Raw genomic sequence first — 14,378 nt, 5'->3', positions numbered from 1 at the left:
CCTTCAATTCTGGTAAAATGGTAAACTCACTCCGAAACCTTCGCTGTGCTACCCTTCAATGACTTTTGCATATGAACGACTTCGTCGGTTAAACCTGAAATCCGCTTCAGCAAATCTTCATCTGCGATTTCATTTTCAGAGTTAAAATGATCGTAATTGGCGTAAACATAACTAGGTGCTACAAACGCCCTGAAGTATCCGGCAATTGGCTTAAGCTGATTTTCAATAACCAGGAAATGCTGGTATGTTCCTCCATTGGCGACGAATCCCATCACTTTATTCCGGAATGCATCTGGGTGAATAAGGTCAAACAGATTTTTCAACACCCCTGGAATGGATCCCTGAAAAATAGGTGTTCCGATCACATAAAAATCGGCAGACGCTACTTTTTCTATCACAGCTCTCGTATCTGCTGAATATTTCTCCGGCGGGCGGCCGTCACAGAACTCGACATCGTAATCCATCATATCGAGCATTTCCACCTCGATGTCCGGGTACTTCTTTTTCACATCATCAAGCACTTTACGGACAACAATGCCTGTTTTCGCGCCGATGATCGTACCTGATATTCCAAGCAACTTCATGCACTGTCCCTCCTATTCTTGTAAAATAGAACCCTACTTTCCTGCTGGCCAGCCGAGCAGCGAATTCGAAAGGTGAATCTCACCCTCAGAAATGAGCTGACGAATCCTGCTGGAAGAAATCACGCTTCCCTGAGAGCAGCGGACTGGATTCGTGACAGAAACCTTAAAATACTTTTCAAGGAGAGAAACATCTCCAAGCCGGTCCTTGCCAAAGCGGAAATCGCCGCCGACCATGATTTCGGCCGGATTCAACTTGGCCAGGCATTCGATGAATTCGTAAGCACTTCTTCCTGCATACACCTCATCAAACCTGGCAACTACAGCATGTCTGGCACCGAGCTTCTCGATTTTCGCCAGCTTCTCCTCGACTGTGGTCAGCATCCTTGCTCCTTGAAAAAACACCCGCGGTGGAGGATCAAATGTAAACACCACACTTGGAACCTTCAGCTTCCTGCCTCGTTGCACTGCCTGCCGGATTACCGTTTGGTGTCCTCGATGGACCCCATCAAACGCTCCAATTGCGACGATAGATTGAGGCAATTCCAATGAAGAATAAATATGTGTTTTCATCTGTCCTTCTCCTCCTGCAGGTTAGTTTGTAAGCGCTTCCTTATTATCCAGCTGTGCACCCTTCAAGGCCTCGTCGACCATCGTAAGTGGTGTTTGGCGCTTATAGTTGTTATAGAAAATTCCGCGTTTACGGATTGGATCTCCTGTGTAGTAGCGCTCATACTGCAATAGACGCTGTCCGAACGCCTCGCCGCACAGGTCCCAAGCGAGTTTAAAAATGCTGACGCGTTCCAAAGAAGAAATTCCTTCCCGGCCGACATAGTAATTATCAATTGAACCTCTTAGTTCATCACTTTCAAAATCCGCTCCTGTTGGAGACATCAGCAAGCCTCCTGCACCAACAATCTGGATGACCTCAATTGCCCGCGGATACATTTTCGGCAGCAACCCGCGAATGGTCTCCAGGGGAACATAAGCTGGCATCGCTTCACCATGCTCAGTCATTGTGTGCTCGTATTCCGCAACTTTCAATAATGCCCTGATTGATTCAAGTGACTGCGCGATTTCAGCAAGCTGCTCCTGGACGTTCAAGTATGCATCGACACCGATTGTATCGGCAACCTTCATCGCCACCTGTGTCGCGAACTCCAATTTCACTAGACCCCTTACACCGGATTGATGTGCTGGCTGCTGTCCCGCGCCTGTCATAGGATAAAGCTTGTTGGCCGCCTCGACATTGTTATATAGGAATACGCGGTCCCAAGGAACAACTACATCATCAAACACTAGTAAGGCATCCATTTCTTCGAATCTTGATGCAAGCGGGTGATCAAAGAAGGAGCGCTTTCCATCCTGCATCGGCTCACGGCATATGATGCGCAGTCCTGGTGTCTCAATAGGAATCGCAAATGCCAGTGCGTACTTTTCATCACCAGGCGCGAATCCAGGGAATGAGTAGATGATAACCTCATCTGTTACCGGAGCCAGCGTTGCCAGCATTTTTGCACCCCTGACGACCAAACCATCTGGTGTCTCCTTCACTGCACCAAGGTGTGTGTACGTATCCTTCTGCTCATGTGAAGTCTTGCTGCGGTCATTTTGCGGTTGATGATTGCGTGGGTTAAGAAGATGTCATTATCACGGATGTATTTATAATAGTTGCGGACATTTTCTGCCCAGTTTTTATTGTATTTTTCAAAGAACCAAGAATTGTAGTACATCGACGTCACCACGACGTTCAAGAAATCCGGAGTCCTTCCCATTAGGCCGAATGTTGCCTTCGCAAATGCTTCGAAAACATTGCGGCGCTTGACTAAATCTTCATAGCTTTTTGGTACGAGGAATGCATTGTTCACTCTTTCACCGGTTTCCTCACAAACATGAGTGATTTTATCCTGGAATTCAGGATCATGCTGCATGTCATACAGCTTTGCAATTTCAAGGATCGGCTGCTTGAACACCGGCTCCTCAAATAAATTCTCGACTTTCCTCCCAGAAAGCCATACCTCATGCTTACGTGCTTTAACCGCTTCGATATATTGAGCTCCAGTCCTAATTCCCATATTCACCCTCCTGAAAAAATTAATTGAAAATTCATAATGAATTGTAATACTAATTTTTGAACGTAACTGTAGCCTATTTAACGTTTTTTGAGAAATAGTTTCTTAAAAGTCTAAATTATCTAATAAGTTATAGAATTATTTCAACGTTTCCCCTATGATAATGTTAGATATCAACTTCACTCTTAGGGAGGTTTTGGTATGGTTACGGTTTATGAAGAAGTCTTTCATTGGGAGAATTATTTAAAATACGGCACTCGCCAGTTTTTCAGGAAAAAGGAGTGCATTTATAAGCAAGGAGAATTTGGAGAAGGTTTTTATTACCTGCACAAAGGACTTGTGCGGATCGTTACAGAATCAGCCGCTGGAAAAGAAAACATGCTGAACATCGTCATTCCGAACCAACTCTTAGGTGTCCAGTCACTCGATCAGAAAACACATTTCACAACCGCAATCGCAGTAAAAGACTCCGTCGTTTATCACTTCTCAGCAAACGAATTCCGACAGCTGATGCTCACCCACCCAGAGCTCTTCAAACTTTTTTCAAAAAGCGTCATCCACAAAATGAAAATCCTTTTAGATCGGATAAATTTGAATGCGCTTACATCGGAACAAAAACTAGCCGTTTTACTCCACAATATTTGCGATGAATTCAAAAATTACGAGATTCCTATTTCACAGCAAGACCTTGCCTGCTGCACAGGACTCACAAGAATCACGGTTTACAAGGTCCTCAAACAATGGCAGGAAGCAGGCATAATTGAGATTGACAAAAGAAAATACTTCATAAAAAAACCAGATTTCCTCAGAAACCTGGTTGGTTAATCCACATGCGGATTGCTGGCAATCGCCCTTATTTTATCAAAATCGATGATAACAATTTCACGCTTGTGAAGCTCTATGTACCCTTTCTGCTTCCACTTTTGAATAATCTTGTTCACAGTGATTCGGGACGTGCCAATGTACTTAGAAAAAACCGTTTGATTCATCGAGGCATTCCCATTCTCCTGAACAAGCTTAAGCAAGTAGAAGGCCATTTGCTGCTCCACCGGACTGTCCAGATGGGCAATGATTTCCGCCAGCGTCCTGAATTTATAAATCAATGAATCTGTATAAATTCCAGCGGCTTCCGGATGTTTCTTGCAAATCGCTGCAATGACATCATCGGAAAAATGGTAAACCAGCGATGGACAAGTCGTCGTCCCGCTCGTCAAATAAGGTTCCCCATGGACCCATGTTCACCAAACAGCATCCCAGGCGGAACCATATTGATGATCCGCTCATCCCCCTTGTCCGAAAGAAGCGTAACCTTGATTTCACCCTTTTTCAAATAAAAAATTCCTCTGCCAGCTTCCCCCTGATGATAGACAACCTTGTTCTTCTCAAACTCAAACAGCTGCCCATACGACAAATACGGCTCCCATTGATAACGAAGAAAATGCATACCATCACCTTCCTCTATTTTTACACTGGTGACTTTTCTAATAATTATGATAATTATACCACTTTGAAGAAGCATAGCGGGAAAAAATAGAGCAGGATTGGGCAGATAAAAGAATGGCTATTTTATCGTAGAGTTTAATACACTCTGTTTATTGAAGATATGTAAGTTTTTAGCCATTTAAAATTGTGATAACTCTCAAAAATGGCCATTAAAAAGCAACTCTTGGACATTTCACACCATGATTGATCTCAAAATGTCTATTAAACAAGACTTATTGGACATTTCACACAATAGCTGCTCTCAAAATGTCTATTAAACTTTACCTTAGATATTTTGCACTATGTTTGCCTTTTTCGATGACACTAAAATATCTGAATAAGTTCATAAAATAGGAGTAATCTACATATGGAAAAATTGTTGTATTTGGTAATATGAATATAAGGGATGGGATAATATGTTTGCGCCTTCTATAATGGGGATGATTTCATTTTTCATAGTTTTAGCAGTGCCGATTTCACTTGTCATACTCTTAATCTGGATTTATCGCATGTATAAAAATTCGGAGATTCAAGTGGAGCAGAACAAAAGAATAATCGAGTTGCTGGAGCAATTCCATGGAGAGTCATCTAAGGAAATTTAAATGTTAGTAACAAACTTGCCAAGCTTGCTGATAGGTGGTAAGCTTGGCAGCGAAAAGATGCTTAGATTACGATTCCAAAGTTCTTTTCATAATCTCAAGTTCTCTCTCATTTCGCACTGCCTTTTCCCAGATGAAATCCTGGTCTTTTTCCAATCTTTTAATTTGATTCAATACCTCTTGGTGCCTTAATTCATTCTTTGTTTCCATTTTATCCATTCTCAACTCAATAGATTCAAACTTTTGTCCATGTTCCTTTTGAGCAGTTTGCATTTCCTTCATGTCCTTTTGCATTTCCTTCATGTCCTTTTGCATATCACTCATGCTGTTATGCAGATTACCAACCATGGTAATCAGTTGCGACATCATTCCTTCTAATCGATCAAGTCTTTCTTCTGACATTTTTCTCACCTCCCTTTTTCATATTATAAAATAAATCTGTCGATTAGGGTAGAAAAATAAACCGCCTTCCCCTTAAAGGAAAGCGGCTGTAATAAAGTATAAAACCCTAATCTTCTTCTTTTCTTACCCATTCATCATCATCATTCTTTTCGTACTCATTTTTAACAGCGCTCCATGCTACCTTAAAGGCTGTTTCTTCTTCATCGTATTGTTCTGAAGCCGAATTGAAAGCCTCCTTGAATATTTCCTGGGCATGATGCGGCAGGTTATCCTTTACAGCATCCGGCAGGTCTTTTAAAGAATTATAAGGCATTTTGCATACCTCCTTAGGATAGAATTTCTTCTACTTTTCCCGTACTGCTAAAAAATAAAACAATAGACTTAATGATGACAAAAACAAGAAGCCCAGTTGGTTTCTTTTTAGGAAAAGGGGGAACGATTTTTATAAATGAGAGAAAAATAGAGGAAGTGTTCATAACATGCATTCACCATCAAATATAGAAGTTAAAGATAAATTGAAAGAAGCTAAACCTTGGATGCGCCGATTTGCACGCTTTGGCTATATTGCAAAAGGTCTGGTGTTTGTAATGGTTGGAGTGCTCGCTGCCTTAGCTGCATTCGGACCCAAAGGCGACACGACTGGGACCTCAGGTGCACTTCAATCAATCTCCGAAATGCCTTTTGGTGAAGTTGCCCTATGGATTATCGGGATTGGTTTAATTGGATATATCTTATGGGATTTTATCAAAGCAATAAAGGATCCTGAAAATGAAGGAACAGATGCCAAAGGGCTGATTAAAAGAACGGGTTATTTCATCAGCGGACTGATCTATACGAATTTAGCATTTGGTGCAATAAAATTAGCCAGCAAGACTGGATCTGCTGGCAGTGGCAATTCAGAGAAAACGATTTCGGCCAAGTTAATGGAGCAGCCATTTGGCGTCTGGTTGGTTGGACTGGTTGGAGCAATCATTATTGGATATGGAGTTTACGAACTATATAGTGGAGTTAAAGAGAAATTCATGTCCAAATTTAAAACCTATGAAATGAATGATAAAGAACGCAAAATCGCACACCTTTCTGGTAAAATTGGGCTGATTTCCCGAGGTATTGTTCTCAGTATGGTTGGATTTTTCTTCATTCGAACAGCATACACAAATAACCCCAACGAATCCAAAGGTCTCGGCGGTGCATTAACAGAATTAGCAAGCCAGCCATTCGGTCAATTTTTATTAGCTATTGTAGCAGCCGGACTAATATTATACGGCATCTACCAAATTATTAAAGGCCGCTATCAACTTATGAATTTTGGATATGATGAAAAATAATCATATCAATAATGATAAGCTATTACGAATCATTTTATCGTGATAGCTTTTCTTATGTTCAATTCACTATTACTCTTACGAATCTAAATCAACTTCATTCGCTTAATTTTGTAAGTAGCCTAAGATCCTCGAAGGATATCAAATATCTTTTTAGTGGTTATTACCGAAACAGGAAAGAGGATCACAATGGAAAAGCCGATTTGCAAAATGAATATCAGGAGCCCATAAGGCACAAACATCATTTCAGTATATTGAAAAAAATAATCAAATATTAATACATAACCCACAAAAAATATTATTGTTAATAATAAATAGACGAAATTCTTTTCCAAAACAGACCTCCTCTTTATTAAAGAGTATTTGATAGCAAAATGCTGCCGTTAATGGGCAGCAGGTAATATAATCATTCTCCATACTTCTCATACCATTGTTTTTGCCATTCTGCATAGTCCATTTTTATAACCTCTTCAGCAGTTTTGCCATCGAGTGAATATGGCGAACCACCAATCCCATTTCCGATTGGGAAGGATGTACCGCCAATTATTTCCCCATCAAACATAAAAACACTGACTGATACCTTATAGGTAAAACTTTTCTGCGGACCGTAAATTTTACTTAGAGGGTGATTTTTCACAATAAAAATCTCCTGTGTGATTTCCTTTCCAATATAAGCATCCGGCTCCACTGTTTGCACGGCCCAAACAAAAATGTCCGGCTCATGAATTAATTGTTCCCTTTCTATAATATGAGAATATTTGCCCTCATAGGATTTAATCGAGTATCCTTGATCTTTTAAATATTCTTTTGCTAATTGAGCATTTTCATCTAATCTAGGTCCACAGGCTGAAAGCACTAAGACAACAAAGAGAATGACTAGTTTTTTAATATGAAATCCCCCACTTATTTTAGATCCAGCGATTTATTGTCTTGCTATGCGTAAAATCTCCAGATTAACAGCTTTAGATTCTGCGTTGTCCTTAATCACAAATAAGTGATCTGCTTCCCCATCCACTGGATGCATTACATCTTCTTTTAAGGAGTCGATCTGCTGTTTTTCTAATACCTCGGCTGTTGGTGTTCCTATATACTAATGATTCTGTCTTCCCCTGACACATTTTTAAGAGGCTAACTCCCTTAATTTACAAAAAAATGAAACCTTTTTCTATTGTCACGCGTAACAACTTAAAAGGGGGTCTTTACCATCGGTAAAACTATAAGTTTTATAGCTACTTTGATAATCATCGGATTAATCAACTTCGGAGCAACGTTAATAATGGATTTTAGCTTTATAGAGGTTTCAGTTTTCGTAGCCCTGGCTAGCACATTCTTCATTTACTTCTTTAGTTCATCAGGCGGATTTACAAGCCGAAGCATTGATATGCAAGTCCAAGGTGAAACAGGAATTAAAATGAATCAATCACCGGAAAAGTTTTCACCCTCATATGCATTTTACGCTTCTATACTCTATTTAATTGGATCAGTAATAGCGACATTTTTTTATGTACAAGGAGTACTTTCTTTAATAGATTTGCATTTGAGTATGGGATCAATCTTCTTCCATACTCATTTTATTATCATCCAAAACCATTCGGTGATAAGATTCGATACAAGATGGCATATCCCTTCTTTTTCCAATATATAATTATCTTTCGTTAGTAAAAAATAGACAAAATAAAAAAGCCGCTTTCTAAAAAACGGCTCATTTGTTTTCGAAGATATTATTTTTCCATTACAGCAAAGTAATTTTCTTCATCATCGGCAAAGTTAAATACCCTGCCTGAAGGCATGTTTACAATTTCACCGACAAACACATTTTTATTTGATAAATCGTTGCGGAATTCTTCAAGATTTTCTGAGTAAAACATTAATGAAGGAGTGCCAAGATTAAGTCCTGGCGACATTTTTGCAACAAATTCTTTATCATGCAGTACGATACTTGTTGCAGAATCTAAACTCGGGGCAATTTCAATCCATCTAAACCCTGAACCGTTATCCTCTTCTGCTTTAACAACAAAACCCAACTTTTCAGTCCAAAACTTAATTGCAACATCCTGATCATTTACGTACAACATAATTTGACCGATTTTACTTATCATGAAAATTCACTCCTTATCAGTGCATTAAATTCAATAGATAATTTCTATAAGTATTGGTGAAGCTCCTCCTGCCTCTTATCGACAGTAATTTACAGTTGTTTTCCTACCATCAGTATTGTCAGTTCCTTTTCCTCCTGGTTGCAATCCTCTAATATGTAATCAGTGCGTCCGTCGGTATTCACTTCCGCAATCCCTTCACAGGTTGCTTCTTCAATACTTCCGTACCCGAACCCGTCTCTCGTAGAATCATAAATTGAATATAAAGGAGACGAACATCATTAGTCTTAACCATCGCTTCATCGGATTATCACCACTTTCCAGTGTTCTTCTAAATAATAATGGGTAATCTGTATGTATCTTAGATTTTTAAAAGGGTGTGTTGGTAATGATAAATAAATTATATTCAGAGATTGCTGTCCCAATCGAATCCCCTTTCGGCTTTATGCCAGGCAAGGAGTCGGAACGGGATTTTACTTTTGACAATGAAAATCGTTTTAAGGATTACATATTGGAAAAGGACGGGAAATCGTATGATATTAGCCTAGATGATCATGGCCAATGGTACTTTTTCATATCAGTTGAGTGTAATTCGCTCGATGAATTGAAGCTTTCAAGGCAGATTTTCCGGCCTCCATATTTAAAAGATGAGGAACTCATTCTGGTTGATTTAATGGATAAGTTTGATATTAAGCCATTTTATGAAGGGCATGACAAAGCATACGGCCATGTGCTTTCTGTAGTTTATAAGCTCGATTCTGTATCAGCTTTCAACCAGGCGAGACTGGCCAATTACGATGGCAGCGACGACCCAACGATTATCAAGAAAATCCATTTCATCGAGAATGAGTACGAGGGTGAGAAAACCCGTTTTATTTCAGGTTTTGAAACACGATCCTTTGCGACTGTGACCGAAAACGAGTTTTATGCAAAAGAAATTCATCTGCCAGGGAATGCGCGTAACTATTTAAAACTCTTTGTATATTTTTCGAGGTATGGCGTCTTACCTTCACAGCAGATGATGCCAAGATTCCTTGGGAACCTTTGGGCGTCGACCCAGAGCTTGAATACATCAGCAAACCCGGCGTTATTTAAGGATGAAGTAATTGATTGATTCCACTTCGTCTCTGATTGTATAAGTATTTGATCCTACTATGTGATTCTTCTCTTTTACCGTAACATATTGTTCTTGCTTGTGACTGACATTTGTGATTTTCCTCTTTCACGGGCACATGTTGGTCCTTCTTGTGACCGAACTTTGTGATTTTCCTCTTTCACGGGCACAAGTTGGTCCTTCTTGTGACCTTAATTTGTTCTTTTCGTCCTCTACGGTCACATGTATTTCTTGTTAGAAGTCCCGAAGTTCGGTGTGACAATAGACGGTATTTTTTATTTTTTTAATCTAAGAGCTAAATTCTAACTGGATAGTACGGAATTTGTCTCCCTTTCACTTCAACGATTTCATGAATGTTCATCTCCAGTTATACAGAACCTCTTAACATTATTACAAGCTGTTTTTAATACAATTCTTGTAGAGGTGATAAAAATGCCAAGGGTAAAGTATGTCGACAGTGATGTTGCATTAATTGCCAGGATGATGAGGGCGGAAGCTGAGGGTGAAGGTCCGCTGGGGATGCTTATGGTTGGAAATGTTGTTGTAAATCGACTGAAAGCAAATTGTCTAGATTTTGAAGATTTAAGGTCTGTACGGGACGTGATTTTTCAAATTCAAGGAGGAAACTATTCATTTGAGGCCGTTCAAAAGGGGAACGTTTTTTATAACAGAGCAAGAAGTGTAGAAAAGAGATTGGCTAAGCAAACATTGGATTATTGGAGACAGCAGCCTTCCAAGTATGCTCTTTGGTATTTTAATCCGTATGCTCCATGTCCATCTACATGGTACAATCAACCATTCGCAGGACAATATAAACAACATTGTTACTATGAACCAATCGCTAATACATGTGAAAATGCTTATAGATGGTAGGACTAAGTCCACGGAATTAGTTGCTATAAATAGCCAGGGCGAGATCTCCCTCACCCCGGCTTCCCTATTATTTAGTATTAGTAAACCCGCCATCGATGCGGATGACTTCTCCATTAATATACTGTGCTTTAGATGTCAGCAGGAATGTTACCAGTTCGGCAACTTCCTCCGGCTTTCCCAATCGTCTCTGAGGGATCCCTTTCATTGCGTTTTCCTTCATTGCCGGATTTGCTTCGTAAAAGCTTTTGACCATTGGCGTCTCGGTTGGTCCCGGTGCTATGGCGTTCACCCGAAGCCCGTCTTTTCCATACTCTGCGACCATACTCTTCGTTAAGTTAATCCAATTATTCCGTGCTTTGTAGCAGAATAGGTGACAACAGAATCCTGGCCAATCACGCCCGCACTAGAGGCTGTATTCACGATGGAACCTCCGCCATTCTTCAGCATAACCTCAGCTACATAACGAACACCGTATAGTGCTCCCAAGAGATTAATACCGACAATCTTTTCAATTTCTTCAATGGAGGAATCGAGGAAATACGAGCCGCTGCCTGATATCCCCGCATTATTAAAGAAGTAATCAATCTTGCCGAATTGTTCTACCGTTTGATCGACATATTTTTTACATCTTCTTGCTTTGAAACGTCAGCTTTGATGAAAATCGCTTCTACTCCAAGCTTTTTCACCATCTCTACGGTTTCTTTTCCACCCTCCTCGCTGATATCAACCACAACGATATTCACTTTTTCTTCTGCTAATCTAAATGCAGTCGATTGCCCTAATCCGCTGCCACCACCTGTGATAATCGCTACTTTATTGCCATTTGCCATTACAAAATCAACTCTCCTTAACATAATTACCAACTTGGCTTATTTTCTCCTGAAGAGAGAAATTTATTTCCCCTTCTTCTCAAGAGCCTTAACCAGCTCTTCTCCCATTAACTCAGAAGAAAATGGGTCACGACTTGTAACGAGCTGCTCGTCCGCCCATACAGCATGTCCCGTTTTTTCAAGATCTCCCTGATCATAATTACTGGTCTTTCTCATTTCCTGTTCGAGGCTGAACGGCAGGATATCCAATAGACCTTCTGGCTCCATTTCATCAGGATAACCGGTCACTTTTTTACCAGCGATGAAGCTTGCACCATTCGGCCGCTTCGCAAATACAAGCGGTGCAGGTCCATGGCATTCAGCAGCAACAATGCCGCCTCCATCGTAAATTTTGTTCATTATTTCATGTAAATCCTCGTTCTTCGCCAGGTCATACATTGCACCATGTCCGCCTACAACCAGCACGACATCGTAGTCGTCAGCTTTTACATTTGAAAGCTTCATCGTATCATCCGCTTTTCCGGACTCATAAAGCTCTTTATAAGTACCTTTCGGATCGTATTCTTCACTGATGCTCACTTTATCGATAACAGGCTTGCCTCCAAGCGGAGATGCCAGGTCGACCTGATGGCCCGCCTCTTCCAGAAGCTGCATCGGGGCAAATAATTCCTCTCCCCACCAGCCAGTTTCATAATTGTTTTCCTCGTCCTTATATCCGCTAGATAATACCGCTAAAACTTTTGCCATTGAAAATTCCTCCTTTGTGTTAACAAAGTGTATTTTCCCTAACTCATCCCGGTTTACTCATGAAATTCACTTCCTCCTTTTGCCATGAAAAAATTACGTTTTTTTTAAATATGTTAATGCACGTTATCTGAATAAAGCTGTTCTTTGCAAAATAAAAACTCCCCAACACAGGTAATCCCTCCTGCAGCTGGGGAGTTTGCATAAAGAATTTATTCTGCTAATACCTTCGCTTCAACAAACTGATCAAAAAATTCAAGAATCGTCCGGTTCACAAGAATCTCGTTTTCTTTTTTCGAGAACCCATGCCCTTCGTCTTCAAGTACAAGGTATTTCACGTCGCGGCCTTTTTCCTGTAAGGCTTTGACGATCTGGTCTGATTCCTGCTTCACAACGCGCGGGTCGTTGGCTCCCTGGATGATCAGCATTGGTTTAGTCATCGTATCCAGGTAAGTAATTGGTGAATACTCTGTAAGTTTATCGAAGTCCTTTACCGGGTCGCCAACCCACTGATTCATGATTGGTTTCCAATGCTCAGGGACAGAATCAATGAATGAGAATAGATTTGATGGTCCGAAAATGTCTACTACTGCTTTAAAGTATTCCGGATGACGGCCGTGCAATAGCAGTGCCATGTATCCGCCAAAGCTTCCGCCCATCAATAATGTCTTATCCCTGTCAGCCAGACCATTTTCATAAAGGTACTCAAGGCCAGCAATGTTATCAAGCGTGGTCCTTCACCCAGTTGCCCTCGACCATCTTCGTGAAAGCCAAGCCGTAACCCGTTGATCCGCGGAAATTCGGTGCGAAAATGCTATAGCCTCTGTTCACAAGGAATTGGAACATCGCACGGAAGAATTTACGTTCTGCAGCCTGCGGGCCACCATGCGGCCAAAGAATGACATGGCCATTGCTGACATCTTCCTTCGCCTTGAAAAATAAAGCTTCCATCATCATGCCATCATATGATGAGTATGTCAGAACATCAGGATCTACAAGCTCCTCTTCCTTGACTCCAGGAACAGACAGGTTCGTCAGCTGCTTCCACTCATCACTGCCCGCTTCTTTCATGTAGATGTTATTAGGTTTTGTCGCTGATCCGGCCAGAATATATACATTACCACTCTTAGCGACTGATCCACCCTGGATGATCGAAGCTGGCAAATGACTGTTTTGATATGTTCCTTCAGCCAAATCATATTGATATAAATAATCATTCACGCCTTTTGAAGTTACAAAATAAAGGCTGTTGGTACTCTTATCATATCGGATAGCGCCGAACTCTTCTTTTTCAATCGAAAGAACTTTGGTAAACTCATGGGTTTTAAGATTGAACTTTGCAAGATAATCAAAATCCTCACTATATGTAGTGACAAAGTAATACTCATCCCCTACAAACACTCCCTCGCCGACAGTGAATTGCTCATCCGTTTCAGGAGTCAGCGAGTAAGATTTCCCATCCTGAAAAATAAATCCAGGCGCGTATGTATTGGCATATTGTTTTAGGTAAGCAAAATTATTTTCGTCTTCGTCAACAGCCACTAAAAAGCAAGCCGCACCTTCTCCCTCAATGACAACGCTCTCCTCACCTGATTCGATATCATAACGGTAAATATTCAAGTAGGTCTCGTTGCCCTTGGTAGAAGTGTAATAAAGCCGTTGATCGTCCTTTGATAGGAACGGCAGCATATGACGGTGTCCTTCAGCCGTACGAAGCGGCACCATCTCTCCACCCGCAGGAGGGAGTGCGTATAACTGGCCATTTTCATCACCATCATTATCAAAGCCAACAACCATAAAGCTACCATCATTCGAATAGCGCAACGCCTGGCATGTCTGATCAATGAATGTCAGCGGATATGGATACTGGTTAGGCAGGTCCATTGCCCACAGATTGTACTTCCCAGTTAAATTCGTGCTGAACACCAATTGCTGCTCGTCCGGACTCACCGTAAAACTTTGAATATTAAAGGTGCGATAAAAATTCTCGATATCTGGCTTCTTAAATTTAATCATTTCCCCAACCCCTATTCTTTTGAAATTTTCTATCTATACTGAAAACTTAAACAGAACTAGGCTAAATGTCCAGCCAAAACCAAAACACACTTTCGACAGGTTTCTTATCCAGCTCGGGCAACTGCCACAATGTCCTATAAAGCGACAAAGTCTGAAAATAAAGTCTGAAAATAAAGTCAAATCCTGCGCTTTCCCGAGAAATAATTTACGGCTTTTAGGAGGATTTCCCCTCATAAAATTGAAT

General features: G+C 40.7%; 16 protein-coding genes and 2 pseudogenes. 5 read left to right on the top strand and 13 right to left on the bottom strand.

The features are described from left to right. Nucleotides 1-26 precede the first annotated feature (26 nt). From JCM21738_RS08465 to JCM21738_RS08455, 3 genes and pseudogenes are all read right to left on the bottom strand, one after another. Nucleotides 27-584: an NADPH-dependent FMN reductase gene (locus JCM21738_RS08465; RefSeq protein WP_023614433.1), complete on the bottom strand. Its 558-nt coding sequence runs from the start codon at nt 582-584 to the stop codon at nt 27-29. 33 nt (nt 585-617) lie between these two features. Then, nucleotides 618-1,154, bottom strand: a complete 537-nt coding sequence (locus JCM21738_RS08460; RefSeq protein ID WP_023614434.1) for a hypothetical protein — start codon at nt 1,152-1,154, stop codon at nt 618-620. A gap of 21 nt (nt 1,155-1,175) precedes the next feature. Further along, nucleotides 1,176-2,656: pseudogene (locus JCM21738_RS08455) on the bottom strand (4-hydroxyphenylacetate 3-hydroxylase family protein). A gap of 198 nt (nt 2,657-2,854) precedes the next feature. Here JCM21738_RS08455 and JCM21738_RS08450 point away from each other — a divergent pair. After that, a complete protein-coding gene (locus JCM21738_RS08450; RefSeq protein WP_023614436.1) occupies nt 2,855-3,478 on the top strand; it encodes a Crp/Fnr family transcriptional regulator in 624 nt (207 codons plus the stop codon). On the opposite strand, the gene JCM21738_RS25605 is transcribed toward JCM21738_RS08450, so the two are convergent. Both JCM21738_RS25605 and JCM21738_RS25600 read right to left on the bottom strand, forming a co-directional pair. Further along, nucleotides 3,475-3,867 (bottom strand): Crp/Fnr family transcriptional regulator, encoded by a 393-nt coding sequence (locus tag JCM21738_RS25605; protein WP_243462951.1) that lies wholly within the window; start codon nt 3,865-3,867, stop codon nt 3,475-3,477. The two genes, JCM21738_RS08450 and JCM21738_RS25605, sit on opposite strands and share 4 nt — an antisense overlap. Then, the gene (locus JCM21738_RS25600) at nt 3,864-4,097 is read right to left on the bottom strand and encodes a Crp/Fnr family transcriptional regulator (protein WP_243462950.1); all 234 of its coding nucleotides are present in this window, start codon (nt 4,095-4,097) and stop codon (nt 3,864-3,866) included. Before JCM21738_RS25600 ends, JCM21738_RS25605 begins: the two co-directional genes overlap by 4 nt. Before the next feature lie 454 nt (nt 4,098-4,551). Between JCM21738_RS25600 and JCM21738_RS08440 the strand changes: the two genes are divergently transcribed. Continuing rightward, on the top strand, nt 4,552-4,737 hold the full coding sequence (locus tag JCM21738_RS08440; RefSeq protein WP_023614438.1) for a hypothetical protein: 186 nt from the start codon (nt 4,552-4,554) through the stop codon (nt 4,735-4,737). A 66-nt stretch (nt 4,738-4,803) separates the two neighbouring features. Here JCM21738_RS08440 and JCM21738_RS08435 read toward each other — a convergent pair whose 3' ends face one another. Together JCM21738_RS08435 and JCM21738_RS08430 are read right to left on the bottom strand one after the other, a co-directional pair. After that, nucleotides 4,804-5,136 carry a hypothetical protein gene (locus tag JCM21738_RS08435; RefSeq protein ID WP_023614439.1) on the bottom strand — a complete coding sequence of 111 codons (333 nt, stop codon included), beginning with the start codon at nt 5,134-5,136 and terminating at the stop codon, nt 4,804-4,806. Between the two features lie 106 nt (nt 5,137-5,242). Next, the gene (locus JCM21738_RS08430) at nt 5,243-5,449 is read right to left on the bottom strand and encodes a ChaB family protein (protein WP_023614440.1); all 207 of its coding nucleotides are present in this window, start codon (nt 5,447-5,449) and stop codon (nt 5,243-5,245) included. A gap of 166 nt (nt 5,450-5,615) precedes the next feature. Here JCM21738_RS08430 and JCM21738_RS08425 point away from each other — a divergent pair, with 166 nt between their 5' ends. Continuing rightward, nucleotides 5,616-6,464 (top strand): DUF1206 domain-containing protein, encoded by an 849-nt coding sequence (locus tag JCM21738_RS08425; RefSeq protein WP_023614441.1) that lies wholly within the window; start codon nt 5,616-5,618, stop codon nt 6,462-6,464. 403 nt (nt 6,465-6,867) lie between these two features. Here the strand turns inward: JCM21738_RS08425 and JCM21738_RS23835 are convergent, their stop codons facing one another. Beyond that, entirely contained in the window at nt 6,868-7,098 is a 231-nt protein-coding gene (locus tag JCM21738_RS23835; protein ID WP_148296080.1) for a hypothetical protein, read from the bottom strand. A gap of 1,084 nt (nt 7,099-8,182) precedes the next feature. Next, a complete protein-coding gene (locus JCM21738_RS08410) occupies nt 8,183-8,560 on the bottom strand; it encodes a VOC family protein (RefSeq protein ID WP_023614444.1) in 378 nt (125 codons plus the stop codon). A gap of 385 nt (nt 8,561-8,945) precedes the next feature. Between JCM21738_RS08410 and JCM21738_RS24875 the strand changes: the two genes are divergently transcribed. Then, nucleotides 8,946-9,671, top strand: coding sequence for a hypothetical protein (locus tag JCM21738_RS24875; RefSeq protein WP_023614445.1), 726 nt, complete (start codon nt 8,946-8,948; stop codon nt 9,669-9,671). A gap of 432 nt (nt 9,672-10,103) precedes the next feature. Further along, entirely contained in the window at nt 10,104-10,544 is a 441-nt protein-coding gene (locus JCM21738_RS08400) for a cell wall hydrolase (protein WP_023614446.1), read from the top strand. A gap of 67 nt (nt 10,545-10,611) precedes the next feature. On the opposite strand, the pseudogene JCM21738_RS08395 reads toward JCM21738_RS08400, so the two are convergent. The 4 genes and pseudogenes from JCM21738_RS08395 to JCM21738_RS08385 all read right to left on the bottom strand — a co-directional run bounded on the left by JCM21738_RS08395 (nt 10,612) and on the right by JCM21738_RS08385 (nt 14,134). Beyond that, nucleotides 10,612-11,374 (bottom strand): annotated as a pseudogene (locus JCM21738_RS08395) (SDR family NAD(P)-dependent oxidoreductase). Nucleotides 11,375-11,437: 63 nt separating this feature from the next. Beyond that, nucleotides 11,438-12,121 (bottom strand): type 1 glutamine amidotransferase domain-containing protein, encoded by a 684-nt coding sequence (locus JCM21738_RS08390; RefSeq protein ID WP_023614447.1) that lies wholly within the window; start codon nt 12,119-12,121, stop codon nt 11,438-11,440. 209 nt (nt 12,122-12,330) lie between these two features. Further along, entirely contained in the window at nt 12,331-12,804 is a 474-nt protein-coding gene (locus tag JCM21738_RS27240) for an alpha/beta hydrolase family protein (protein ID WP_369385690.1), read from the bottom strand. A gap of 37 nt (nt 12,805-12,841) precedes the next feature. After that, nucleotides 12,842-14,134, bottom strand: coding sequence for a S9 family peptidase (locus tag JCM21738_RS08385; protein WP_369385688.1), 1,293 nt, complete (start codon nt 14,132-14,134; stop codon nt 12,842-12,844). Nucleotides 14,135-14,378 lie beyond the last annotated feature (244 nt).

This window comes from Mesobacillus boroniphilus JCM 21738 (assembly GCF_000517385.1).
GTDB lineage: Bacteria > Bacillota > Bacilli > Bacillales > Cytobacillaceae > Mesobacillus > Mesobacillus boroniphilus.
Note: the sequence above shows the minus strand (reverse complement) of the source record. Positions and strands in the feature narration are given on the sequence as shown.

Excerpts from the sequence above, each read along its gene's own strand:
- JCM21738_RS08460 (WP_023614434.1), bottom strand. The coding sequence starts at position 1,154 with ATGAAAACACATATTTATTCTTCATTGGAATTGCCTCAATCTATCGTC.
- JCM21738_RS08435 (WP_023614439.1), bottom strand. The coding sequence starts at position 5,136 with ATGTCAGAAGAAAGACTTGATCGATTAGAAGGAATGATGTCGCAACTG.
- JCM21738_RS08385 (WP_369385688.1), bottom strand. The coding sequence starts at position 14,134 with ATGATTAAATTTAAGAAGCCAGATATCGAGAATTTTTATCGCACCTTT.
- JCM21738_RS08440 (WP_023614438.1), top strand. The coding sequence starts at position 4,552 with ATGTTTGCGCCTTCTATAATGGGGATGATTTCATTTTTCATAGTTTTA.
- JCM21738_RS08390 (WP_023614447.1), bottom strand. The coding sequence starts at position 12,121 with ATGGCAAAAGTTTTAGCGGTATTATCTAGCGGATATAAGGACGAGGAA.
- JCM21738_RS08410 (WP_023614444.1), bottom strand. The coding sequence starts at position 8,560 with ATGATAAGTAAAATCGGTCAAATTATGTTGTACGTAAATGATCAGGAT.
- JCM21738_RS08450 (WP_023614436.1), top strand. The coding sequence starts at position 2,855 with ATGGTTACGGTTTATGAAGAAGTCTTTCATTGGGAGAATTATTTAAAA.
- JCM21738_RS24875 (WP_023614445.1), top strand. The coding sequence starts at position 8,946 with ATGATAAATAAATTATATTCAGAGATTGCTGTCCCAATCGAATCCCCT.
- JCM21738_RS08430 (WP_023614440.1), bottom strand. The coding sequence starts at position 5,449 with ATGCCTTATAATTCTTTAAAAGACCTGCCGGATGCTGTAAAGGATAAC.
- JCM21738_RS08465 (WP_023614433.1), bottom strand. The coding sequence starts at position 584 with ATGAAGTTGCTTGGAATATCAGGTACGATCATCGGCGCGAAAACAGGC.
- JCM21738_RS25600 (WP_243462950.1), bottom strand. The coding sequence starts at position 4,097 with ATGCATTTTCTTCGTTATCAATGGGAGCCGTATTTGTCGTATGGGCAG.
- JCM21738_RS08400 (WP_023614446.1), top strand. The coding sequence starts at position 10,104 with ATGCCAAGGGTAAAGTATGTCGACAGTGATGTTGCATTAATTGCCAGG.
- JCM21738_RS08425 (WP_023614441.1), top strand. The coding sequence starts at position 5,616 with ATGCATTCACCATCAAATATAGAAGTTAAAGATAAATTGAAAGAAGCT.